The following is a 23496-nucleotide window of genomic DNA, read 5'->3' on the forward strand; positions in this document are numbered from 1 at the left end:
CAGCCAGTGCATTGTGGTTGATACGCTAACAATAATTTTACTGGCGAAGGTCAGATTCAGACGAAAAGGTCCATTAATGAGCTGGATTGAAAAAATTCTAAACAAAAGCACTATCACAAGTTCACGTAAAGCCAATATCCCTGAAGGGGTTTGGACGAAATGTGACAGCTGTGGGCAGGTACTCTATCGCGCAGAATTAGAGCGCAATTTAGAGGTTTGTCCTAAATGTGATCACCATATGCGCATTTCAGCGCGCCGTCGCCTTGAGACTTTCCTTGATACTGGAAGCACGACAGAATTAGGTAGCGAATTAGAGCCTAAAGATATTCTGAAATTCCGCGACTCTAAAAAATACAAAGACAGAATCAGCGCAGCCCAAAAACAAACGCAAGAAAAAGACGCATTAATCGTGATGAAAGGAACGCTGAAAAAGATGCCAGTTGTTGCAGCATCCTTTGAATTTGCGTTTATGGGCGGTTCAATGGCTTCTGTTGTGGGTGCACGTTTTGTTCGTGCTGTTGAACAAGCACTAGAAGATAACTGCCCATTAATTTGCTTCTCTGCGAGTGGTGGCGCGCGTATGCAAGAAGCCCTGATGTCATTAATGCAAATGGCAAAAACCAGCGCAGCATTAGCAAAAATGCAAGAGCGTGGTTTACCTTATATTTCAGTCATGACTGACCCTACAATGGGTGGTGTTTCTGCAAGTCTAGCGATGTTAGGTGATATCAACGTTGCTGAACCTAAAGCACTGATTGGTTTTGCAGGTCCTCGCGTTATTGAACAAACAGTACGTGAAAAACTACCTGTTGGTTTCCAGCGTAGTGAGTTCCTGCTAGAAAAAGGGGCGATTGATATGATTATTCGCCGCCCTGAAATGCGTGATGAGCTGGCTGAATTACTGGCTAAGCTGACTCAGTATGATTTAGTTGAAGATGAAAATGAAGATGAAATCATCGGTGAAAAAATGATTGCTGATGAAATTGAATCTACAGAAAACGAGCCAGAAATTAACATCGAAACGAATAAAAAAGAAGATGTCTAATATCATAACTGCTCCTAAAGCCACATCGCCTTTGTCGATGTGGCTTTCTTATCTTGAACATTTGCACTCCAGCGCTATCGATATGGGGTTAACGCGAGTAGGCAAGGTAGGAAAAATATTAAACGTGTTACGTCCTGCACCTAAGGTGATCACTGTCTCAGGTACAAATGGGAAAGGCACAACCTGTCATATGCTAGAGTCAATCTTGATGGCATCAGGATTGAACGTTGGCGTTTATAGCTCCCCTCATCTTGTTCGTTATACAGAACGTGTTCGTATCCAAGGCAAAGAACTCCCCGAAGATGCTTTTTGTGAAGTTTTTGCAGAAATTGAACAAGCTAGGGGCGATATTTCGCTAACCTTTTTTGAATATGGCACTCTGGCTGCGCTGAAGTTATTTCAACAAGCACAACTTGATGTTGTTATTCTTGAAGTGGGATTAGGCGGTCGGTTAGATGCGACGAATATCGTTGATGCGGATATTGCTGCTATTACAAGTATTGCACTCGATCATACTGATTGGTTAGGTGCAGATAGAGAGCATATTGGTCACGAGAAAGCCGGTATTTTCCGAGCCAATCACTATGCTGTTGTGGGTGAGCCAGATATGCCTCATTCTATTGCCCAAGTTGCCAATGAAAAACAAGCTAAGCTTTTCCGTCGTGGAACGGATTGGTCTTTTGCTATTGAAGGTGATCACTGGCATTGGCGTTGTGTTGATTGTGAATTTGATGCGTTACCAATCCCTAATATTCCGCTAGCCAATGCGGCGACAGCGATGGGTGTTATTCGTTGCTTGCTCAAATCTGATGATAAAGTCAGCCAAGCAATAACACAGCAAAGTATTGTTGAAGGTATGTCTCGAGCACAATTACCCGGTCGTTTTCAGGTAATTTCTCAACATCCTTTAGTTATCTTTGATGTGGCTCATAATCCACATGCTGCCGGATATTTAGCGGAAAAATTATCACAATTACCACAAAAATCTGATACTCAGGTGCGTATTGTTGTTGGTATGCTGGGTGATAAAGATATTGCAGGAACATTAGCGTGCTTAACACCATTGGCTGATCATTGGTATGTAGCGCCACTTAATGAGTTCCGTGGTGCTTCTGCTGATGTGTTAGCTCAGTATCTTGAGAAACCAATGGTATTCGATAGTGTTGAAAAGGCATGGCTACAAGCAATGTCTGATGCTGCTCCTAACGATATTGTTGTGGTTTGTGGCTCATTTCATACTGTCGCGCATGTGATGGAACTTTTGGAAAAGGAGAGTGTGGGTGGCAAGTAAATTTCAAAATCGCTTAGTCGGTGCCGTTGTATTGGTGGCAGTAGGGGTTATTTTTTTACCTGCACTGCTCGACGGCGATAAGAAATATAACGAAGACCAGTTCGCCTCTATTCCTTTAGTACCTAAACCAGGTGATGAGCAAGAAATAGAATCCATTGCTCCGATAGAGCAAACCTCAGTGCCTTCTACTCCATCAGAAGGGGCATCTGAAGGTATGATTTCTGAAGCTGTGACTGGTGTTGAGCAACCTACTGTTACAACACCTGAACCTCCTGCTGTTGTACCTGTTACACCACCGGTACAACCACAACAGCCACCACAACAACAGCCAACGCTTACACCAGCGCCTCCGACTGTGGTTACGCCACCAGTACAACCACCAGCACCACCAGTGCAAGAAACTCAGCCACCGAAAGGCGAAGCTTGGGTTGTTCAATTAGGTGCGTTGAAAAATGCGGCAAAGGTAGAAGAAATTATTGCGAAAATGCATTTCTCAGGTTATCCAGTATATACAATACCCGCCCGCCCAGTTGCAGGACAAGTGACTCGAATTTACATTGGCCCTAGTGCATCTAAGTCAGAATTACAGGCTATTTTGCCTCATTTAAAAGAGCTTACTGGCTTACAAGGCGAGGTAAGGGCATATAAGCCTTAATTTTTTTCTAAACGAGTCATCAGATGAGTGATATAACAAAGCGTTAACTTATTGCGGCGATTATGATTTTTCATATCGCCGTAAATTATTTTGAATTTAGCGAAAATTAGCATTACGCAAACGTTTTCGTTTTCTGTTAGAATGCTTCCGTATTAATGCGGAGCATCATTATTGGATAGAGAATTTATGGTCTGGATAGATTACGCCATTATTGCCATTATTGGTTTTTCTGCATTAGTCAGCCTGATCCGTGGCTTTGTTCGTGAAGCATTGTCACTCATCACCTGGGGTTGTGGTTTCTTTGTTGCTAGTCAGTTTTATCCTTATCTTGCCGTCTATTTTACCCGGTTTGAAGATGAGCTGGTTCGTAACGGGATTGCAATAGTCACACTATTTATTGCAACACTGATTGTCGGGGCTGTTGTGAATTATGTGATTAGCTCTCTTGTTCAACGCACAGGGTTATCAGGTACAGATCGTGTATTGGGGGTCTGTTTCGGGGCTTTAAGAGGCGTGCTGATAGTCTCAGCATTACTTTTTGTTTTAGGTGCGTTTACGCCTATGGCAGATAGCGCTGATTGGCAACGTTCTGAGCTTATTCCTCAATTCAACCATATTATTAGGTGGTTCTTTGACTACCTGCAAAATGCGTCAAGTTTCGTGTCGGAGAGAATATAACCTCTCCGTCTGGCTGATGAGGATCTATTCATGTGCGGTATTGTCGGTATCGCTGGAGCTAATCCAGTAAACCAATCAATTTATGATGCGTTAACGGTGTTACAACACCGAGGTCAAGATGCAGCAGGCATTGCAACGATAGACGGTAACAACGGTTTCCGTCTTCGCAAAGCAAACGGACTGGTTAAAGATGTATTCGAAACCCGTCATATGTTGCGTTTAAAAGGTACTATCGGGATAGGGCATGTCCGTTATCCAACAGCGGGTAGTTCTAGTGCATCAGAAGCGCAGCCTTTTTATGTGAATTCACCTTTTGGTATTACGTTGGCGCATAATGGTAATTTAACCAATGCGCATTTATTACGTCGCCAATTATTTGAAACAGCGCGTCGCCATATCAATACCACCTCTGATTCTGAAATCCTGCTCAATGTATTGGCATACGAATTAGACCGTTTTGACCATTTCCCACTTGAGCCTGATAATATTTTTGCAGCCGTTGCAGCGATGCATAAAAAACTTCGCGGGGCTTATGCTTGTGTTGCTTTGATCATCGGTCATGGCTTACTGGCTTTTCGTGATCCCTTTGGTATTCGCCCTTTAGTATTGGGTAAACGTAGCTTAGAAGATGGTCGTCATGAATATATGGTCGCATCTGAAAGTGTCGCGCTTGATACTTTAGGCTTTGAATTCTTACGTGATGTTGCACCGGGTGAAGCGGTTTATATCACAGAGCAAGGGCAACTCTTTACTCGCCAATGTGCTGAAAATCCGCAGTTAATGCCTTGTTTGTTTGAATATGTTTACTTTGCTCGCCCTGATTCCTTTATCGATAAAATTTCGGTTTATAATGCACGTTTACGCATGGGACAGAAATTAGGCGCTAAAATTGCCAAAGAATGGGATGATTTACACATTGATGTCGTGATCCCAATCCCTGAAACATCTTGTGATATTGCCTTAGAAATTGCGCATATTCTCAATAAACCTTATCGCCAAGGCTTTGTAAAAAATCGCTATGTTGGTCGTACTTTTATTATGCCGGGTCAGCAAGAACGTCGTAAATCAGTTAGACGCAAATTAAATGCAAATCGTGCCGAATTTCGTGATAAAAATGTTCTGTTGGTTGATGACTCTATTGTCCGTGGCACAACGTCAGAGCAAATTGTCGAACTCGCAAGAGAAGCGGGTGCGAAGAAAGTCTATTTTGCTTCAGCTGCGCCAGAAGTTCGCTTCCCTAATGTGTATGGCATTGATATGCCAAATGCCAATGAACTTATTGCTCATGGACGTGAAGTGGATGAAATTCGTAAATTAATTGGTGCTGATGGACTTATTTTCCAAGATCTCACTGATTTAATCGCCGCAGTACAAGAAGAGAATCCTGATATTAGTCAGTTTGAATGTTCTGTATTTGACGGTGTTTATATTACGAAAGATATTGACCAAGATTACTTAGATTATTTAGAAAATCTACGTCGTGATGATGAACATAAAATTCGCGATCAGAATGAAATAGAAAATTTGGAAATCTATAACGAAGGTTAGTTTTTCGGTAATTTTTCGGTAACATAGTCTCCTTATAAAGCGTCGATGCCAGTGTGTTCTGCATCGACGCTTGTTTTTTGAGGGTTAATCATCATAATGATTAACAAAGGTATATATTCTGAGGATTATAATGAAAAAGCTGATAGTTGGGCTAACAGGTGCCAGTGGTGCAATTTACGGTATACGTTTATTAGAGATACTAAAATCTGTACCGTCAGTTGAAACACATTTAGTGATTAGCCAAGCTGCACGCCGTACGATTTCATTAGAAACCGATTATTCGCTAAAAGATATTCATGCTTTAGCGGATGTGATCTATGACGATCGCGATATTGGTGCATCTATTTCCTCAGGCTCATTTCGTGTCAATGGAATGGTCATATTACCTTGCTCAATCAAAAGCTTGTCAGGTATTGTTCATAGCTATACAGATACCTTAGTCACTCGTGCTGCGGATGTGGTATTAAAAGAAGGGCGTAAGTTAGTGTTATGCGTGCGTGAAACGCCATTGCATTTAGGTCATTTGCGATTAATGACACACGCTTCTGAGTTAGGTGCCGTAATTATGCCGCCTGTACCTGCATTCTATTTTCAGCCTAAAACAATTGATGATATTGTGAATCAAACGGTTAATCGTGTGCTCGATCAGTTTGAGATTGATCTACCTGATGATCTTTTTCAACGGTGGGAGGGCGATAAGCCAACTCGCTAAGTATACTCGTCATACTTCAAGTTGCAGCGTTGTTGACTGCGTTTATTCGCGCTAGTCACATACTATTGTATGTGACTAGCGACTCATTCACTTGTCGCCTAGCTGCATCTTGAATTATTTAGAGTATCTATTTAGTAGAATACCTATTTCTAATTAAAAGAGATCATTTTCCTGTGGTAACAATATCTTTTAATGCTACTTCTAATTGTGGGTAACGAAATTCAAAACCAGCCTTGAGTAGTTTTTCTGGGATCGCTTGTTGCCCACCTAATACCAATGTTGCGCTTTCGCCCATGACTAAACGTAATATGCTTTCAGGTACGGTCATTAAGGCTGGGCGATTAAACGCTTTTCCTAATAGGCGAGTAAACTCTTTATTCTGTACAGGATTAGGCGCTGTTAAGTTAAACGCGCCTTTAGCATCTTGGGTCTTAAGCAAGAAAACAATTGCACTGACCATATCATCAATATGGATCCACGGCATATACTGTTTTCCGCTACCCAATTTGCCACCTAATCCTAACTTAAAGGGTTTGCTCATTTTAGGCAGTGCGCCACCAAGTGTTGAAAGTACAATCCCAGTACGTAATAAGCAAACTCGCGTTAATGGAGTTTGTGCTTCAAGGGCGATACTTTCCCACTTAGCGCAAAGCTCGTGTGTAAATTCAGGATTTGCTGGCGTCTCTTCTGTGACTCGAGTATCAGCTTGATCACCATAAAAACCGACTGCAGAGCCAGAAATAAAAACAGCTGGGGGCGAATCGCTAGCTTTAATCAAATCAACCAATTTCTGGGTTAAATGACAACGGCTATTAACCAGCTTTTGTTTTTGAGAAGGTGTCCAACGGTTATCAGCAATAGGCTCTCCAGCAAGATTAATAACGGCATCAAACCCATTAAGATTTTGTTTATCGTTGAGTTGAGTCCAACAGGTGATCTCATTACAAAAATGCGAATAAACTTTTTGAGGTGAACGAGAAAGCACCGTAATATCATTATTGGCGAGTGCAAGCTCACAAACTAATGCTTTGCCAATTAATCCTGTACCACCTGTGATAAGTATTTTCATCACAATCCTCCTGATTGACTTGCTTGATAAAGAATAAATATCATCCTGATATATAAATTGCTTATATTAGCCAAAGAGTTTTTTCGCCGCTTGGCGCTGGTTAATGTTGTTTAGCCATTTATCAATTGCTGGATAATTTGCTAAATCAATATTGTGGTGATCGTGCAGACGAGCCCATGTATATGTGGCGATATCCGCAATGCTGTACTCTTTTCCACCAAGATAAGGTGATTGCGCTAATCTTTTCTCTAATACGCTATATAGACGCTGTGTTTCTTCAGTATAACGTTTAATCGCATAAGGGACTTTTTCTGTAGCATAACGGGTGAAGTGATGATTTTGTCCTAACATTGGGCCAAATCCACCCACTTGCCAAAACAGCCATTGTAGTTGTGTTGTTTTTTCTCGTAAATTTTGACTGAGCAATTTGCCACTTTTTTCAGCTAGATAGATAAGAATAGCACCTGATTCAAAAATAGAGATAGGCTCACCTCCATCAATAGGTGAGTTATCTACAATCGCGGGAATTTTATTATTGGGCGAAATTGCTAAAAATTCAGGTTTAAATTGATCGCCTTTACTAATATCGATGCGATGTAACTGATAAGGTATGCCAGTTTCTTCAAGAAAAAGCGTTATTTTTTGGCCATTTGGGGTATCTGCATAATATAAGTCAATCATTAAAGGCTCCAAAATAAAGTAGGCACTCAATACACAATATAATCACAGTCTGCCTTCTAAAATCATAAAAAGCAAAAAAGTGCAAGATGGATAAAACAAGTCACGTATGATTATTGTAGTGGTGAAAAATAGTGATTTTGGTATATTCAGGATAAAAATTACGATCGTTTAGTATCGGTTAAAAAAGGTTTGTTGAGGATGGAACAAGAAAAGACGGCATTGGTTGAATGGGTTGATATCGTTGATGACAAAAATGAAGTCGTTGCACAAGCAACACGTCAACAAATGCGAGCTGAAAATCTAAGACATAGAGCAACTTATATCGTTGTTCATGATGGCATGGGGAAAATCTTGGCACAGCGTCGAACTGAAATAAAAGATTTTTATCCCGGTTGGTTAGATGCGACGGCGGGCGGTGTGGTTCAACAAGGTGAAAATTTACTTGAAAGCGCGCGTCGTGAAGCCGAAGAAGAGTTAGGTATTGCTGGTGTCCCTTTTGCGGAGCATGGTCAGTTTTATTATGATGATGAAAGTTGTCGTGTATGGGGAAGCTTGTTTAGCTGTGTTTCTCATGGACCTTTCGCACTACAAGCAGAAGAAATTGAGGAAGTGTGTTGGTTAACTCCCTCTGAAATTACTGAACGTTGTGATGAATTCACGCCTGATTCATTAAAAGCCCTTTCTCTTTGGTTGACGCGTAACAACAGTACACGCTTAGAAAGTAGAGAAACCGTAGACTAAGGGGTGCTTTGCCCTAATTCAAATCGATAAGCATAGTTGATAACGGTATCTTCGAATATAGCGTTATCATCTTCGTCTCTTAAACGTTGTAAAAGTGCTATCAGATGTTTTCCTGCCTCTTTTCCCATTTTGTGATAATCAAAACGAATTGATGTGAGAGAAGGGGATATCTGATCACTATTTTCAGAACCTTCTAAACAAGCGATAGCCAGATCTTGTGGGATCTTAATTAATCGACGTTGACACTCAAAAATCATACCGAGTGCAATACTTTCATGGCTACAAATAACCGCATCCAGTTCGGGTTGACGCAATAAAATTTCTGTTAATGCTTGTCGGCCGTATGCCATAGACGCAGGATCAGGTGTAGTGACACTTTGCTCAGCATTTAAATAATTTTTGAGTAACGCTCGTGACCAACCTGTTATTTGCTGGTGGTGCAGACGTTGCCCTTGTAATGCACCAATATAGCCAATACAACGCTTTCCTTGAGTGACTAAATGGTTTGTTAAATCATATGCAGCTTGCTCATAAGAACAATCAATACTAATAGCCGCTTGCTCATCTGATTGGCTGGCAACACTGACAACAGGTACATTGGCATTACTGATATGTAAAAAATGCGTTGGGCTAAGCTGAGAACCAAAGGCAACTAATGCGGCAGGATTACTTTGCAATAGCATATTAATCACATCACTGGCTTTATGAGGTTGATGCTCATAGCAGCCAACTAAAATTTGATATTGATGGCGATTGAGTATTTGCTGTAAAGACTGCATAAAATCTGCACTAGCTTTATCTGTAAAAGAGGGCAACAGTACAGCAATAATATGACTTTGTGCTGAAGCTAAAGCACCTGCCGAGGCATTAGGAATATAGCCAAGTTCCTCTACGGCTTGATTAACTTTTTCTCGTAACTTATCAGAAACTAATTCAGGGGTTCGCAATGCACGAGAAACGGTCATTGATCCGACTCCTGCATGTTTAGCGACATCTTGTAATGTGATGCGACCTGTATTTCGGCGCTTACGTGTTTTGATCATTTGTGATTATGCTTGCTTAGCCTATTTGATTAACCGCAGATCCTACCTGAAATCTTCCTATTATGCTGAAACAATACAGTGTCAATTGTTGGCATTTTCTGCAATTAACATTTCATTAAAATGATAGCGCTATCACAATTACGAATGATCTATCTAGATAGCGCTACCATTAATGATTACTATCCTTAATAACGAAGCTCAAAGAGAGTGTTATCGAGGTTATAAGTATGCTTAAAACGTTATTAACACCCGATGTGGTGCAAGTGGTTCCAAACGTTAGCGATTGGCGAGATGCCGTTAAAGTGGCGTGTCAGCCATTAATTGATAAAGGTTGTATTGAACCTCGTTATATCGATGCAATTTACAAATCACACGAGAAAATAGGGCCATATTATGTATTAGGTCCAGGGATTGCGATGCCTCATGCGCGCCCCGAAGATGGTGTTAATCAACTTTCGCTTGCTTTAACTATTGTTGAGCAAGGTGTTGAGTTTGGTGCAGATGAAAACGATCCGGTGAAATTACTGATTGTTTTGGCTGCAACAGATAACGACAGCCATATTAATGCCATTGTGAAATTAGCCGAACTTTTTGATAACGATACAGATATTCAAAAGCTATTTAATGCGAAAAGCAAAGCAGATGTATTTGCCGTTATCAACAACTATTAATGACGATTAAAATTACCAAGGGGAATATCATGAAAATTACTGTTGTGTGTGGAAATGGTTTAGGGAGTAGCTTAATGATGGAAATGAGCATCAAAAGCATTCTAAAAGATCTTTCTGTGAATGCAGAAGTTGATCACGTTGATTTGGGGTCAGCAAAAGGCACACCAAGTGATATCTATGTAGGTACGCGTGATATTGCAGAGCAACTCAATTCTCAAGCAGTAAATGGAACGGTTGTTTCACTGGATAATATGATTGATAAAGTGGCGATGAAAGAGAAACTTTCAGTCGCATTACGTGAATTAGGCGCGTTATAAGGAGCCTATCATGGACTTTTTCCGCTTTCTAATGAGTGATGTGCTTTCAGAGCCTGCTATTTTAGTCGGCTTGATTGCATTGATTGGTTTAATTGCCCAAAAAAAACCAGTTACAGAATGTATTAAAGGTACCGTAAAAACCATTATGGGTTTTGTGATTTTAGGTGCTGGTGCAGGTCTTGTTATTAACTCACTGGGTGATTTTTCAACGATTTTCCAACATGCATTCGGTATTCAAGGCGTTGTACCTAATAATGAGGCGATTGTCTCTATTGCACAAAAAAGCTTTGGTAAAGAAATGGCATTAATTATGTTTTTTGCCATGTTGATTAATATCTTAATTGCACGTTTAACGCCGTGGAAATTTATTTTCTTAACGGGTCACCATACCTTATTTATGTCGATGATGGTGGCGGTTATTCTGGCAACTGCGGGCTTAGAAGGCACAGTATTAGTTGCGGTGGGTTCATTAGTTGTTGGGATTTCAATGGTATTTTTCCCTGCCATTGCACATCCTTATATGAAAAAAATTACTGGCTCCGATGATGTTGCATTAGGACACTTCTCTACGATTTCTTATGTCGTTGCCGGTTTTATCGGCAGTAAATTTGGTAACAAAGAGCATTCAACAGAAGAGATGAATGTGCCTAAAAGTTTACTGTTTTTACGTGATACACCTGTTGCTATCGCCTTTACTATGGGGATTATTTTTATCATTACGTGTTTGTTTGCGGGCGATGCTTTTGTTCGCGAAGTCAGTGGTGGTAAAAACTGGTTTATGTTCTCATTGATGCAATCTATAACCTTTGCAGCAGGTGTTTATATTATTCTGCAAGGTGTGCGTATGGTGATTGCTGAAATCGTTCCTGCATTTAAAGGTATTTCAGATAAGTTAGTCCCTAATGCCAAACCCGCTTTAGATTGCCCAGTTGTATTCCCTTATGCACCAAATGCAGTATTAGTCGGCTTTTTAAGTAGCTTTGCGGCCGGTGTTATCGGCATGTTTATTCTGTATGCCTTAGATTGGACGGTGATCATTCCGGGGGTTGTTCCTCATTTCTTTGTGGGGGCAACCGCAGGGGTATTTGGTAATGCAACTGGTGGACGTCGCGGTGCGATTTTAGGTGCTTTTGTTCAAGGTTTATTAATTACTTTCTTACCTGTATTCCTATTACCCGTACTGGGCGATATCGGTATTGCTAACACCACATTTAGTGATGCAGACTTTGGTGTTATCGGTATTCTGTTAGGTATTATTGTTCGCTGATTGTTTTAAGAATTAAGATATATAAATGCCTCATTGAAATTAATTCATTGAGGCGTTTTTTTATATGAATTTATATGTTTATTTTATGAATAATAATGCTATTATCCTGAGTGAATATTCACTGTGTGTATATTTTCGTACCTAATTAATTATAAAAATAGGTTTACATCACAATCACTAAGGAAAAAGAAGATGTCTTTTGGTATTCGATATCTTGCGTTGTTACCACTTTTTGTTATCACTGCTTGCCAACAACCGGTTAATCACAATCCCCCCACGGCTCCAACAGCTCAGATTCAACCTGCAATCGTGAATAACTCATGGATTGAAATTTCACGTAGTGCGCTCGATTTTAATGTGAAGAAAGTACAATCACTTTTAGGTGACAAATCCGCTCTTTGTGCCATTTTAAAAGGCGATGCGTATGGTCATGATTTATCATTAGTTGCACCTGTTATGATTGAAAATAATGTGCAATGTATTGGTGTAACGAATAACCAAGAGCTAAAAGAAGTTCGAGATCTAGGATTCCAAGGCCGTTTAATGCGTGTACGTAATGCCACAGAGCAAGAAATGGCTCAGGCAACCAGCTATAACGTGGAAGAATTGATTGGTAATTTAGATATGGCTAAAAAATTAGATGCCATTGCTAAACAACAAAATAAAGTGCTCTCTATTCATCTTGCCTTAAATTCAGGTGGAATGTCTCGTAATGGATTAGAAGTTAATAACGATGCAGGGCTTGAAGAGGCGAAGCAAATTGCTCAATTAGCTAACCTTAAAGTGGTTGGCATTATGTCTCACTATCCTGAAGAAGATGCTGATAAAGTAAGAGAAGATCTTGCTCGTTTTAAACAGCAATCACAAAAGGTATTGGATGTTACAGGGTTAAATCGTAAAGATATTACTCTGCATATGGCAAATACGTTTGCCACAATTACTGTGCCAGAATCATGGTTAGATATGGTGCGTGTCGGCGGAATTTTCTATGGTGACACCATCGCAAGTACAGATTATAAACGTGTTATGACGTTTAAATCGACCATTGCTTCAATTAATTATTATCCTAAAGGTAATACTGTTGGTTATGACCGTACTTACACACTAAAACGTGACTCGGTATTAGCGAATATTCCTGTTGGTTATGCAGATGGCTATCGTCGAGTTTTTAGTAATGCTGGACATGCCTTAATCGGTGGTCAACGTGTGCCTGTTTTAGGTAAAACGTCAATGAATACGGTGATTGTTGATATTACAGATCTTAAAAATATCAAATCAGGGGATGAAGTCGTATTCTTTGGTAAGCAAGGCAATAGCGAAATTACGGCAGAAGAAGTTGAAGATATTAGTGGTGCACTGTTTACAGAAATGTCGATTTTATGGGGTGCAACTAATCAACGGATATTAGTGGATTAAAGTAGGGTGCTTGGTAACCATAAAACACAACAACCTGTTTGAGAAATTGTGGGGGAAAGTTCCCCCACAAAGCTATTTATCGCAAGATAAAGTCGCTTGAACTACTGTGTGACCACTACGAATATTGAAAGAGCATAATCTTTCATGTCTAAGTAATGATAAACACAGTGCTGTCATACAGACAGCAATCAGCCCCATCAGGGCAAATTTAGCCATTTCTCTTGACACTCCTTTATAAAGGAGACAGAATCAAGTTGTCTGCTTTGAGACTGCCTCGGATTTTAGTAAAGTAAAATTCGGGGCTTTCGTCTATTTGGCGTTCGCAAATGCTTGAACCAAACTGATCCAAGCACCCACCTGCATACTAACAGAAATTCACCTCATTCCTATCTTTTTTCAAATAAAAACAATATAAATAAACGAGTAAAATTAATGTGTTATCTGTCATCATTATTGTGGATACAATAATAAAAAGGGGAAGAGAGAGGCTGCTAATCAGTGTATTTTTAACAATTAAAGTAGGGTGCTTGGTAACCACAAAACACAACAACCTGTTATGAGAAATTGTGGGGGAAAACTCCCCCACAAAGCTATTTATCGCAAGATAAAGTCGCTTGAACTACTGTGTGGCCACTACGAATATTGAAAGAGCATAATCTTTCATGTTTAAGTAATGATAAACACAGTGCTGTCATACAGACAGCAATCAGCCCCATCAGGGCAAATTTAGCCATTTCTCTTGACACTCCTTTTTAAAGGAGACAGAATCAAGTTGTTGAGGTCTTGAGACTGCCTCGAATTTTAATAAAATAGAATTCGGGGCTTTCGTCTTTTTGGCGTTCGCAAATGCTTGAACCAAACTGATCCAAGCACCCACCTGCATACTAACAGAAATTCACCTCATTCCTATCTTTTTTCAAATAAAAACAATATAAATAAACGAGTAAAATCAAGATATTAATTGTTTTTGTATCTGGTGTTTATAGGCGAGATTTCTCTTAACTCTCCTTTTTAAAGGAAACAGCCTCGAATTTTAGTTAAATAGGAAATCTGTAGAATAAAAAACGCCAGATAAAATCAATCATCTGGCGTTTTTCTATTTGAAGTGAACTTCAATAATTATGCGTTTTCTTGTTGGCTTGCCTGAATTGCGGTTAACGCAACGGTGTAGACGATATCGTCCACTAATGCACCACGAGAAAGGTCATTCACTGGTTTACGCATACCTTGTAACATTGGTCCGATTGAAACCAAGTCAGCTGAACGTTGTACCGCTTTATAAGTGGTGTTACCGGTGTTCAGATCAGGGAAGATAAACACAGTCGCTTTACCTGCAACGGGTGAATTTGGCGCTTTAGATTTAGCAACGTCAGCCATAACAGCCGCGTCGTATTGTAAAGGACCATCGATCATCAGATCAGGGCGTTTTTCTTGTGCTAAACGTGTCGCTTCACGAACTTTCTCTACATCGCTACCTGCACCAGAGTTACCCGTAGAATAAGAGATCATCGCAACGCGTGGGTCGATACCGAATGCAATTGCAGAATCTGCAGATTGAATTGCGATTTCAGCCAGTTGTTCTGCTGTTGGATCTGGGTTAATTGCACAGTCACCATAAACATAAACTTGTTCAGGTAACAGCATAAAGAACACAGAAGACACTAATGAGCTACCTGGTGCAGTTTTGATTAACTGTAGTGGTGGGCGAATAGTGTTAGCAGTTGTATGAACAGCACCAGAAACTAGGCCATCTACTTCACCTTTTTCCAGCATTAATGTGCCGAGAACAACGTTATCTTCTAACTGTTCACGAGCAACAACTTCTGTCATACCCTTGCTTTTGCGCAGGTCAACTAAGCGAGGTACATAAATTTCACGAACTTCTTTAGGATTGACTAACTCAATACCTGTGCCTAATTCAACACCTTGTGCGGTTGCTACGCGACGAATTTCTTCAGGATCGCCTAACAGTACGCAAGTTGCGATACCACGCTCAGCACAAATTGCTGCTGCTTTAACAGTACGCGGCTCATCGCCTTCAGGTAAAACGATACGTTTTTTCGCTTTACGCGCTAATTCTGTTAATTGATAGCGGAATGCTGGTGGTGATAAACGGTTAGGGCGTTCAGAGTTAGCTGTCAGTGAATCAATCCATTGTGTATTGATATGTTGGGCAACGTAGTTCTGAATTTTTTCAATACGTTCATGGTCATCAGCGGGGACTTCTAAGCTAAAGCTTTGCAGATTTAACGAGGTCTGCCAAGTGTTCGCATTAACCATAAAGATTGGTAAGCCAGTTTCGAATGCACGTTCACAAAGTTGTTTGATTGGGGCATCGATTTGATAGCCACCTGTTAGTAAGATTGCACCAATTTCAACGCCGTTCATTGCTGCAAGGCACGCTGAAACTAATACATCAGGACGATCCGCTGAAGTCACTAAAAGTGAACCTGGGCGGAAATGCTCTAACATGTGTGGAATACTACGGGCACAGAAAGTCACAGACTTAATACGACGGGTTTCAATATCGCCTTTATTGACGATCGTCGCATTTAAGTGTTTTGCCATATCTGTTGCACGAGTGGCGATTAAATCAAAGTTCCATGGAATACAACCCAGTAAAGGCAGTGGGCTATTTTTCTCGATAGTTTTTAAATCGACATTGGAGATTAATGCTTTGCTGGAATCATCAAAGATTTCAGATAAGTCAGGGCGAGTACGGCCTTGATCATCAACAGGTGCATTTAGTTTGTTAACAATAACGCCTGTGATATTTTGGTTTTTTACACCGCCGAATTCAGCACGCGCAAATTCGATACGCTCTTTTAGCTGTTCAACCGTGTTGTTACCTAATGCAGTAACGAAAACAATTTCAGCACCTAATGTTTTTGCAATTTCATAATTTAATGATTGTGCAAAAGGGTGCTTACGCATAGGTACCAGACCTTCGATGAGAATAACTTCTGCATCAGCGGTATTTTCATGGTATCTAGCAACAATTTCTTCCATCAAAACATCTTTTTGGTTTGAGCTGAGTAGAGACTCAACATAATCCATGTTTAAAGGTTCTGATGATTGAATTGTGGAGTGAGAGCGGATAATCGCCGTTGTTTGATCTAAAGCGCCTTTTACACGAGGCTGTGCAATTGGCTTGAACACGCTAAGGCTAACGCCTTTTTGTTCCATAGAACGGATAACACCCAAGCTGACGCTGGTTAAACCTACGCGTGTATCAGTTGGGACTAGCATAATTGTACGGGACACGGAAACCTCTTTAAATATCGGTTGCTCGTTATGTAAAACAGTACTGCCAGCATGACACTGGCAGTACATCAAAGAACTTAAGCGGTCAGGCGACTTGCGTCCTGAGCGATAACTAACTCTTCGTTAGTTGGGATAACAACAGCAAGGCGGCTGTTATCGGTAGTGATAGTGCCTGATTTACCGAAACGTGCATCTAAGTTACGTTGATGGTCAACTTCAAAACCTAACAGAGCCAGTTTTTTCAGAGACAATTCACGTACCATTGCTGCGTTTTCACCGATACCACCAGTAAAGATAATAGCATCTAAACGACCTTCCATCAGTGCACAGTAAGAACCGATGTATTTCGCTAAACGATGGCAGTAAACGTCCATTGCTCGTTTAGCATCTGCTTTAGTGTCGTAGTTATCTTCAACATAACGGCAGTCACTAGTGACTTCTGTTAAACCTAACAGACCAGATTCTTTAGTCAGCAGTTTGTTGATGTCTTCAACGCTCATACCTAAAGTGTCGTGTAAATGGAACACGATAGCAGGATCGATATCACCACTACGAGTACCCATTACTAAACCTTCTAATGGAGTCAGACCCATAGAGGTATCAACACATTTACCGTTAACAACAGCAGAAACAGAACCACCATTACCTAAGTGGCAAGTGATTACGTTCAGTTCATCAACCGGTTTGTTTAACATTTTAGCGGCTTCACGAGAAACGTAGAAATGGCTAGTTCCGTGAGCACCGTAACGACGGATGCTGTGATCTTTATATAAGCTGTATGGCAGAGCATACAAATAAGCTTCTTCTGGCATTGTTTGATGGAAAGCAGTGTCAAAAACAGCAACCATTTTTTCAATTAAATGAGGGAATGCTTTACGTGCTTCTTCAATACCAATAAGGTGAGCTGGGTTATGCAATGGTGCAAATGGGATAGCTGCTTCAATACCTTTGATAACTTCGTCAGTGATCACGACAGATTTAGTGAATTTCTCGCCACCATGAACAATACGGTGACCAATAGACGCGATTTGTGCAGAAAGTTCTGGTTTTTGAGCCAAAATAGTATTTACGATGAAGTTTAATGCTTCGCTATGAGCCGCACCTGCGCCTAACGCAGCTTCGTGTTTCTGGCCATCCATTTTCCACTTCAGGCGGGCTTCAGGAAGGTTGAAGCATTCAGCCAAACCTGACAGGAATTCTTCACCATTTTCTGGGTTGATAATTGCAAATTTAAGAGAAGAACTACCGCAGTTCAGTACCAGCACCAGCTTACTTGACATGGAATTACCTATTTATCTTGTTGTCGTAGTGTCTTTTATATTATAAAGACGGTGGTTAATAAAACGTCAATCATAAAAGCCTATCGCATTCCTATGATGACATTAATGACGCGCATCATGCTTGAAGTAAAAAACTTGATGCTAATTATAGTTGCCAATCATTAATTGGACGATTTTTATTCACCCATTAGCTTTTCGCGTTAAAATCGGCGAAAAGGGTTGAAAATCACGCCGGCAAACAAAATATAGCGCTTTATTGCCACAAAGCTTTAGAATGGGCACAGGATACAGAGTAAAGGCAACAAAGACAAAATATACTTAATTCTACTAAAAGATTTTTATTCTTTATAGATATTTTTTAAAAGTTACAGAAGAAATTGATTGAGGTCATTATGAGCGAACCGACAGTGACTCCTCCCGGCTTTTTTAAGAAGCTTCGTTTGGGTAATGAGTATCTAAAAACCTGGCCGGTTGAAAAGCAGTTAGCGCCTGTTTTCCCTGAAAATCGTATCGTTAAAGCCACACGATTTGGCATTCGTTATATGCCTCCTATCGCTATTTTTACGATGACATGGCAAATTGCATTAGGCGGTAATTTAGGCCCTGCGATTACAACCGCACTGTTTGCTTGTAGCTTGCCAATGCAAGGATTGTGGTGGTTAGGTAAACGTGCAGCAACACCACTTCCTGAAACCTTATTACGCTGGTTTTATGAAATTCGCGCTAAATTTGAAGAGGCGGGTATAGCATTAGCACCCGTGGAACAAACGCCAACTTACCTTTCTCTAGCACATTTATTAAAACGCGCCTTTAAGCAACTTGATCGCTCTTTTCTGGATGATGTGTAGAACATTTGTTCTACACACTGTGTTTGTCATTATTGTTTCTTGAATTACCCCGTTGAGATCAAAAAACGCGTCGTTAGCACTACTCAATACTTTTGATTAATGACATGATCCTCCCCATAATTTCTTTGGAGAATTAATGATGGAAATGACACACGCACAACGCTTGATCCTCTCTAATCAATACAAAATGATGACCATGATGGATCCTGATAACGCTGAACGTTATCGTCGCTATCAGACAATTATTGAACGAGGTTATGGATTACAATTACGTGAACTTGACCGTGATTTTGATGAAATGTCAGAAGAGACTTGCCGTACCATTATTAACGTCATGGAAATGTACCATGCACTGCAAGTTTCCCGAGATAACTTAAAAGAACAAGAGATGCCAGATGCTCGCCGTGTTGCATTTATAGGATTTGATGCAGCGACAGAAGCTCGCTATCTTAGTTATGTTCGCTTTATGGTCAACACAGAAGGGCGTTATACACATTTTGATAGTGGCAGCCATGGTTTTAATTCTCAAACACCAATGTGGGAAAAATACCAAAGAATGCTTAACGTTTGGTTAGCATGCCCTCGCCAATATCACCTTAGCGCCGTTGAAATTCAGCAAATACTTAATGCGTAATTGCAGTACATAATAATTGACGCATCACTGTAAGGTAAAGGTAGGCATAAAATATGGTAATTACATGTAAAGGTTTTCTGTTTGATCTCGATGGAACATTAGTGGATTCATTACCCGTTGTTGAACACTGTTGGGCATTATTTGGTGAGCGCGTTGGTGTTTCGACACAAGAGATTAATGACTACATCCACGGAAAGCCTGCTATTGAGTCAATTCGCCATTTTATGCCTAATGCAACTGAACAAGAGATAACGGAAACTTTTCGTTGGCTAGAAAAATTAGAGTCAACACAAACCGAAGGCTTAGCACCGCTTCCGGGTGCTATTGCGTTGATTAATCGCCTTAATGACTTAGATATTCCGTGGGCGATTGTCACATCAGGTACTGTTCCTATTGCCTCAACGCGCCAATCTGTCACGGGTATTCCTGAACCTAAGCATTGGGTTACAGCGGAATGCATTAGTAAAGGTAAACCTAATCCTGAGCCTTATCTTTTAGGGGCCAAAAAATTGGGTTTATTACCACAAGATTGTGTGGTTTTTGAAGATGCAGCCGCGGGTATTTACTCTGGTTTAGATGCGGGATGCCAAGTTGTTGCCGTTCATGCCCCTCTTTCTCTCCCTCGCCGTAATGAGATTCATTTAATTATTGATTCATTAAATGATATTAAAATCGAGAAGCAAGCTGAAAAAGTGATAATAACGCACAAAAGGTCGTCTTTTCTTTGATCATATTAAAAGACTTATTGTTGTAAAAATGGTCTACTTATCAATGTAGTGAATTGATGTCTTAAACTGTTTTCACTTATTGCTGATCGAGGCCATTTTGAATAGCGAATTATTATGGGTTTTAAGCCTGCTATTGATAGCTATTGTCCTTTTTACGACCAACAAAATCCGCATGGATGTGGTCGCTTTACTTGTCATCATCGCATTCGTTCTTAGCGGTACACTCTCATTAAATGAAGCCACGGTAGGATTTAGCGATCCTAACGTATTACTGATTGCTGCTCTTTTTGTTATTGGTGAAGGGTTAGTGAGAACAGGCGTGGCTTATCAAATGGGGGACTGGCTAGTTCGTGTCGCGGGTAGCAGTGAAGTTAAAATGCTTGTGCTATTAATGATATGTGTTGCAAGTCTAGGTGCTTTCATGAGTTCAACAGGTGTTGTTGCCATCTTTATTCCTGTTGTATTGAGTGTTGCTGCTCGAATGAAAACATCGCCAGGTCGTTTAATGATGCCGTTAGGTTTTGCTGGATTGATTAGTGGATTAATGACCTTAGTGGCAACACCACCGAATATGGTTGTTAACAGTGAATTAGTCAGAGAAGGTTTACCGAGTTTCCAGTTTTTCTCCATTACACCTATTGGTATCGCTGTATTATTCGCAGGCATTCTCTATATGCTGGTGGTGCGTCGTTGGTTAGGAAATAACGATAATGGTAAGCAAAAAGAAGCTTATCGCCGTACTTTCCGTGATCTTATTCGTGATTATCAGTTAGCGGGGCGTGCTCGTCGTTTAGCTATTCGTAAAGGTTCTCCGCTAGTAGGTCATTCACTTGATGAATTACACTTACGTTCGCGTTATGGTGCAAACGTTGTCGGTATTGAACGCTGGAGGCGGTTTCGGCGTGTTATGGTTAGCGCAACTGGTGGCACTGAATTAAGAGAACGTGATGTTTTATTAGTTGATATGTCGGCCAGTGATGTCGATTTACGTGAGTTTTGTCGTGAACAGATGTTAGAACCAATGGTATTACGAGGTGAATATTTTTCTGAACAATCTCGTGATGTGGGGCTTGCTGAAGTATCCATGAACCCTGATTCTGAATTATTAGGAAAATCACTCAGAGAAATTAAATTCCGTACGCGTTATGGCTTAAACGTGGTTGCTATTCGCCGTGAAGGGGGGGCATTACCGGGTAAAATCGTTGATGAACCATTACGGCTTGGTGATGTGTTATTAGTGATTGGTGATTGGAAACTTATTCGCATTTTATCAACCAAACCCCGCAACTTTATCGTTTTAAATTTAGCGGCTGAAATTGAAACAGTCGCACCTGCTTCATCTCAAGCGCCTCATGCACTTTTTTCGTTAGCGTTAATGGTGGCATTAATGGTGACGAACGAAGTACCTAACTTTATTGCGGCACTTATTGCTTGTTTATTAATGGGGAAATTCCGTTGTATTGATATGGAAAGTGCTTATCGCTCCATTCATTGGCCAAGTATTATTTTGATCGTGGGAATGATGCCTTTTGCTGCGGCATTACAGAAAACAGGCGGTATCGAGCTTATTGTTAATGGCTTAATGGATGTGGCGGGTAGTGCAGGCCCTCAAGTGATGTTGGTGTGTTTATTTATACTTTGTGCATCAATTGGGTTGTTTATCTCAAATACGGCAACTGCGGTATTAATGGCACCCATTGCTATTGCTGCAGCGAATCAAATGAATGTTTCACCATTACCATTTGCAATGGTTATTGGTGTTGCAGCATCCGCAGCCTTTATGACACCGGTTTCCTCACCCGTTAATACGCTTATTCTTGAACCGGGTGGATATAAGTTTGCTGACTTTATTAAGATTGGGGTGCCATTTACGATAATTGTAATGCTGATTAGTGTCTTCCTGATCCCGCTATTATTCCCATTCTAAATACCAATATTTTTGTTTTCCTGAAACGCTGTTTGTTAATTAATAAACAGCGTTTTTTATTTATTAGGCGGTGTTTTTTGCATTTTATATAATTTGTATCTATACGTGTGTGTTTTCTGAAATATCAAAACTTATAAAGGAGTAATTTAAAGAAATAGAAAAATTAGGGAGTGTTTAAAATGTCAATTGTAAATGTGAATAATTCAAATCCAATGAGTTCACTAAGAGATACTCATTCAGAAAGCAAAAAAAACAGTATGTTAACGACGGAAGTTAAAGAGGTGAAAAATATATCATCTCCATTATTAACCCGTAATAATGTTGCATATGAAACTATTACTATAGGTACTCAAAATAAGACAGAAGTCGCATCCTTTTCAACCTTTTCTAAGAAAGAGCCCGTTAAATTTAGTAAAAGTATTTTAGAAATAAAAAATGCTGATATAGATAATGATAAAGGTGATGTGTATAGAAATTACCATTTTAATAAAGAAAATAATATTGTAATACAGAATAAAATTAATGATGAATCAAAATCGAATGAGTATACAGAAAAGAGAAATAAAAAATCAGAAGAAAAACTGAATAGCTATAGGGAATTATATGGTAACGATATTAATAAAACAGAAGATAAAAAAATTGAGAATAGATATAACTTGAATAGTAGTGATTTTTCTATTATTAAAAATAAAATTGAAAATAAAGAGCTATCAAAAAAAGAAAAAGTATTAATCATAAAAAAATATTTACAAGCCAATGATAATATTATGAAAAAAATGGGGTTTGTAGAAAAAATAAAAAATATATTTGGTAAGTCAGAAAAAATAAATTGGATTAAGAGAGAGCAAGCTACGGATGCATTAAATATATTAAATAAGTTTATAGAGGATAGTGTAAATATAAATAAAAAATAGCTGAATTACTATTAAAGTGAAAAACTAAAGTTTGAATCAAGATGAGTGTGTATTCACACTCATCTTTTTATAGAGTAATGGTTTCATTTACTCACTAATTTCATCCAGCGATAAACTAAAGCCTGGTACAAACACTTTTATAAAATAGTCCATTTCTGGGCTATGTCTTTCTGCTAGCGTTTTTTCTAACCGATTTTTAGCCAAATTAAATTCACTATTGCCTGCGGCTAACTCTTCAAGACATTTTAAATAGGCACATAAACTATCAGCCTGTTTAACAATAAATGTTTCTTCTTCGCTATGTAATTGTTCATCAATAAGAGGGCGAAAATCATCTTGTAATTCTTCAGGGAGCATTTCAATTAATTTTTGCTGTGCGTATTTTTCTATTTTTTTATATTCATGAGCAATTTGAGGGTTGTGATATTTAATGGGGGTCGGCATATCACCTGTAATAACTTCACTTGCATCATGATACATCGCTTGTAATGCAATACGCTCTGCATTGACATTGCCATCAAATTTACGATTTTTAATTACCGCTAAGGCATGGGCAACAAAAGCGACTTGTAAACTGTGTTCAGATACATTTTCTTGGCGAATATTACGCATTAATGGCCAGCGAGTAATGAGTTTTAAACGAGAAAGGTGGGCAAAAAAATAACTCATAATATCTCCCAATTGCGTGATTGAAGATATTATTGTGAGTGGATAATAGGCAGATGTAAACGTTAATAAAAAAGAAAATAATAAAACGCAATATAACG

Annotated in this window: 24 protein-coding genes; 16 read left to right on the forward strand and 8 right to left on the reverse strand. The window is 39.6% G+C overall.

Going from position 1 to position 23496, the window contains the following annotated elements; translation table 11 throughout:
• Nucleotides 1-76: 76 nt before the first annotated feature.
• The 6 genes from accD to B6258_RS01485 all read left to right on the forward strand — a co-directional run bounded on the left by accD (nt 77) and on the right by B6258_RS01485 (nt 5929).
• Nucleotides 77-1045: an acetyl-CoA carboxylase, carboxyltransferase subunit beta gene (gene accD / locus B6258_RS01460; RefSeq protein WP_099073784.1), complete on the forward strand. Its 969-nt coding sequence runs from the start codon at nt 77-79 to the stop codon at nt 1043-1045.
• Nucleotides 1038-2336 (forward strand): bifunctional tetrahydrofolate synthase/dihydrofolate synthase, encoded by a 1299-nt coding sequence (gene folC / locus B6258_RS01465; RefSeq protein ID WP_099073785.1) that lies wholly within the window; start codon nt 1038-1040, stop codon nt 2334-2336. Before accD ends, folC begins: the two co-directional genes overlap by 8 nt.
• A complete protein-coding gene (gene dedD, locus B6258_RS01470; RefSeq protein WP_099073786.1) occupies nt 2326-2991 on the forward strand; it encodes a cell division protein DedD in 666 nt (221 codons plus the stop codon). The genes folC and dedD overlap by 11 nt, the downstream gene beginning before the upstream one ends.
• Nucleotides 2992-3177: 186 nt before the next feature.
• Nucleotides 3178-3669 (forward strand): colicin V production protein, encoded by a 492-nt coding sequence (gene cvpA, locus B6258_RS01475; protein WP_023581692.1) that lies wholly within the window; start codon nt 3178-3180, stop codon nt 3667-3669.
• 30 nt (nt 3670-3699) lie between these two features.
• Complete coding sequence (gene purF, locus B6258_RS01480; RefSeq protein WP_099073787.1) at nt 3700-5217, forward strand: amidophosphoribosyltransferase; 1518 nt, start codon at nt 3700-3702, stop codon at nt 5215-5217.
• 130 nt (nt 5218-5347) lie between these two features.
• Complete coding sequence (locus B6258_RS01485) at nt 5348-5929, forward strand: UbiX family flavin prenyltransferase (protein ID WP_099073788.1); 582 nt, start codon at nt 5348-5350, stop codon at nt 5927-5929.
• Nucleotides 5930-6092: 163 nt separating this feature from the next.
• Here B6258_RS01485 and B6258_RS01490 read toward each other — a convergent pair whose 3' ends face one another.
• Together B6258_RS01490 and B6258_RS01495 are read right to left on the reverse strand one after the other, a co-directional pair.
• Complete coding sequence (locus B6258_RS01490; RefSeq protein WP_099073789.1) at nt 6093-6998, reverse strand: TIGR01777 family oxidoreductase; 906 nt, start codon at nt 6996-6998, stop codon at nt 6093-6095.
• A gap of 66 nt (nt 6999-7064) precedes the next feature.
• A complete protein-coding gene (locus B6258_RS01495; RefSeq protein WP_099073790.1) occupies nt 7065-7679 on the reverse strand; it encodes a glutathione S-transferase N-terminal domain-containing protein in 615 nt (204 codons plus the stop codon).
• Between the two features lie 198 nt (nt 7680-7877).
• Between B6258_RS01495 and yfcD the strand changes: the two genes are divergently transcribed.
• A complete protein-coding gene (gene yfcD / locus B6258_RS01500; protein ID WP_099073791.1) occupies nt 7878-8420 on the forward strand; it encodes an NUDIX hydrolase YfcD in 543 nt (180 codons plus the stop codon).
• Here the strand turns inward: yfcD and B6258_RS01505 are convergent.
• A complete protein-coding gene (locus tag B6258_RS01505) occupies nt 8417-9463 on the reverse strand; it encodes a LacI family DNA-binding transcriptional regulator (RefSeq protein ID WP_099073792.1) in 1047 nt (348 codons plus the stop codon). The two genes, yfcD and B6258_RS01505, sit on opposite strands and share 4 nt — an antisense overlap.
• A gap of 227 nt (nt 9464-9690) precedes the next feature.
• Between B6258_RS01505 and B6258_RS01510 the strand changes: the two genes are divergently transcribed.
• The 4 genes from B6258_RS01510 (at nt 9691) to alr (ending at nt 13134) form a co-directional block, all read left to right on the forward strand.
• Nucleotides 9691-10134 carry a PTS sugar transporter subunit IIA gene (locus tag B6258_RS01510; protein ID WP_099073793.1) on the forward strand — a complete coding sequence of 148 codons (444 nt, stop codon included), beginning with the start codon at nt 9691-9693 and terminating at the stop codon, nt 10132-10134.
• A 29-nt stretch (nt 10135-10163) separates the two neighbouring features.
• Nucleotides 10164-10451, forward strand: coding sequence for a PTS sugar transporter subunit IIB (locus B6258_RS01515; protein ID WP_099073794.1), 288 nt, complete (start codon nt 10164-10166; stop codon nt 10449-10451).
• A 10-nt stretch (nt 10452-10461) separates the two neighbouring features.
• Nucleotides 10462-11718 (forward strand): PTS ascorbate transporter subunit IIC, encoded by a 1257-nt coding sequence (locus tag B6258_RS01520; protein ID WP_099073795.1) that lies wholly within the window; start codon nt 10462-10464, stop codon nt 11716-11718.
• A gap of 192 nt (nt 11719-11910) precedes the next feature.
• Complete coding sequence (alr, locus tag B6258_RS01525; RefSeq protein ID WP_099073796.1) at nt 11911-13134, forward strand: alanine racemase; 1224 nt, start codon at nt 11911-11913, stop codon at nt 13132-13134.
• 72 nt (nt 13135-13206) lie between these two features.
• On the opposite strand, the gene B6258_RS01530 is transcribed toward alr, so the two are convergent.
• From B6258_RS01530 to ackA, 4 genes are all read right to left on the reverse strand, one after another.
• Nucleotides 13207-13350 carry a Hok/Gef family protein gene (locus tag B6258_RS01530; protein WP_072068619.1) on the reverse strand — a complete coding sequence of 48 codons (144 nt, stop codon included), beginning with the start codon at nt 13348-13350 and terminating at the stop codon, nt 13207-13209.
• Nucleotides 13351-13724: 374 nt separating this feature from the next.
• Nucleotides 13725-13868, reverse strand: coding sequence for a Hok/Gef family protein (locus tag B6258_RS01535; RefSeq protein WP_099073797.1), 144 nt, complete (start codon nt 13866-13868; stop codon nt 13725-13727).
• Between the two features lie 385 nt (nt 13869-14253).
• The gene (pta, locus tag B6258_RS01540; protein WP_099073798.1) at nt 14254-16398 is read right to left on the reverse strand and encodes a phosphate acetyltransferase; all 2145 of its coding nucleotides are present in this window, start codon (nt 16396-16398) and stop codon (nt 14254-14256) included.
• Nucleotides 16399-16475: 77 nt separating this feature from the next.
• Entirely contained in the window at nt 16476-17678 is a 1203-nt protein-coding gene (gene ackA, locus B6258_RS01545; RefSeq protein WP_023581716.1) for an acetate kinase, read from the reverse strand.
• A 392-nt stretch (nt 17679-18070) separates the two neighbouring features.
• Here ackA and yfbV point away from each other — a divergent pair, with 392 nt between their 5' ends.
• The 5 genes from yfbV (at nt 18071) to B6258_RS01570 (ending at nt 22729) form a co-directional block, all read left to right on the forward strand.
• Entirely contained in the window at nt 18071-18526 is a 456-nt protein-coding gene (gene yfbV / locus B6258_RS01550; RefSeq protein WP_099073799.1) for a terminus macrodomain insulation protein YfbV, read from the forward strand.
• 139 nt (nt 18527-18665) lie between these two features.
• A complete protein-coding gene (locus tag B6258_RS01555) occupies nt 18666-19160 on the forward strand; it encodes a YfbU family protein (RefSeq protein WP_099073835.1) in 495 nt (164 codons plus the stop codon).
• Nucleotides 19161-19213: 53 nt separating this feature from the next.
• Nucleotides 19214-19888, forward strand: a complete 675-nt coding sequence (locus B6258_RS01560; RefSeq protein ID WP_099073800.1) for a sugar phosphatase — start codon at nt 19214-19216, stop codon at nt 19886-19888.
• A gap of 97 nt (nt 19889-19985) precedes the next feature.
• The gene (locus B6258_RS01565) at nt 19986-21815 is read left to right on the forward strand and encodes an SLC13 family permease (RefSeq protein ID WP_099073801.1); all 1830 of its coding nucleotides are present in this window, start codon (nt 19986-19988) and stop codon (nt 21813-21815) included.
• A 179-nt stretch (nt 21816-21994) separates the two neighbouring features.
• Nucleotides 21995-22729, forward strand: a complete 735-nt coding sequence (locus tag B6258_RS01570; protein WP_099073802.1) for a hypothetical protein — start codon at nt 21995-21997, stop codon at nt 22727-22729.
• Between the two features lie 87 nt (nt 22730-22816).
• Here the strand turns inward: B6258_RS01570 and yfbR are convergent, their stop codons facing one another.
• Nucleotides 22817-23398: a 5'-deoxynucleotidase gene (yfbR, locus tag B6258_RS01575; protein WP_099073803.1), complete on the reverse strand. Its 582-nt coding sequence runs from the start codon at nt 23396-23398 to the stop codon at nt 22817-22819.
• Nucleotides 23399-23496 lie beyond the last annotated feature (98 nt).

It is taken from the genome of Proteus alimentorum (assembly GCF_002607735.1).
Lineage (GTDB): Bacteria > Pseudomonadota > Gammaproteobacteria > Enterobacterales > Enterobacteriaceae > Proteus > Proteus alimentorum.

Bases quoted from the DNA above. Each gene is read 5' to 3' on its own strand.
- yfbV (WP_099073799.1), top strand. From the start codon at position 18,071: ATGAGCGAACCGACAGTGACTCCTCCCGGCTTTTTTAAGAAGCTTCGT.
- accD (WP_099073784.1), top strand. From the start codon at position 77: ATGAGCTGGATTGAAAAAATTCTAAACAAAAGCACTATCACAAGTTCA.
- B6258_RS01535 (WP_099073797.1), bottom strand. From the start codon at position 13,868: ATGGCTAAATTTGCCCTGATGGGGCTGATTGCTGTCTGTATGACAGCA.
- yfbR (WP_099073803.1), bottom strand. From the start codon at position 23,398: ATGAGTTATTTTTTTGCCCACCTTTCTCGTTTAAAACTCATTACTCGC.
- B6258_RS01515 (WP_099073794.1), top strand. From the start codon at position 10,164: ATGAAAATTACTGTTGTGTGTGGAAATGGTTTAGGGAGTAGCTTAATG.
- purF (WP_099073787.1), top strand. From the start codon at position 3,700: ATGTGCGGTATTGTCGGTATCGCTGGAGCTAATCCAGTAAACCAATCA.
- B6258_RS01510 (WP_099073793.1), top strand. From the start codon at position 9,691: ATGCTTAAAACGTTATTAACACCCGATGTGGTGCAAGTGGTTCCAAAC.
- B6258_RS01555 (WP_099073835.1), top strand. From the start codon at position 18,666: ATGGAAATGACACACGCACAACGCTTGATCCTCTCTAATCAATACAAA.
- B6258_RS01560 (WP_099073800.1), top strand. From the start codon at position 19,214: ATGGTAATTACATGTAAAGGTTTTCTGTTTGATCTCGATGGAACATTA.
- yfcD (WP_099073791.1), top strand. From the start codon at position 7,878: ATGGAACAAGAAAAGACGGCATTGGTTGAATGGGTTGATATCGTTGAT.
- folC (WP_099073785.1), top strand. From the start codon at position 1,038: ATGTCTAATATCATAACTGCTCCTAAAGCCACATCGCCTTTGTCGATG.
- B6258_RS01490 (WP_099073789.1), bottom strand. From the start codon at position 6,998: ATGAAAATACTTATCACAGGTGGTACAGGATTAATTGGCAAAGCATTA.
- B6258_RS01505 (WP_099073792.1), bottom strand. From the start codon at position 9,463: ATGATCAAAACACGTAAGCGCCGAAATACAGGTCGCATCACATTACAA.
- ackA (WP_023581716.1), bottom strand. From the start codon at position 17,678: ATGTCAAGTAAGCTGGTGCTGGTACTGAACTGCGGTAGTTCTTCTCTT.
- alr (WP_099073796.1), top strand. From the start codon at position 11,911: ATGTCTTTTGGTATTCGATATCTTGCGTTGTTACCACTTTTTGTTATC.
- cvpA (WP_023581692.1), top strand. From the start codon at position 3,178: ATGGTCTGGATAGATTACGCCATTATTGCCATTATTGGTTTTTCTGCA.
- B6258_RS01570 (WP_099073802.1), top strand. From the start codon at position 21,995: ATGTCAATTGTAAATGTGAATAATTCAAATCCAATGAGTTCACTAAGA.
- B6258_RS01495 (WP_099073790.1), bottom strand. From the start codon at position 7,679: ATGATTGACTTATATTATGCAGATACCCCAAATGGCCAAAAAATAACG.
- B6258_RS01485 (WP_099073788.1), top strand. From the start codon at position 5,348: ATGAAAAAGCTGATAGTTGGGCTAACAGGTGCCAGTGGTGCAATTTAC.
- B6258_RS01520 (WP_099073795.1), top strand. From the start codon at position 10,462: ATGGACTTTTTCCGCTTTCTAATGAGTGATGTGCTTTCAGAGCCTGCT.
- B6258_RS01530 (WP_072068619.1), bottom strand. From the start codon at position 13,350: ATGGCTAAATTTGCCCTGATGGGGCTGATTGCTGTCTGTATGACAGCA.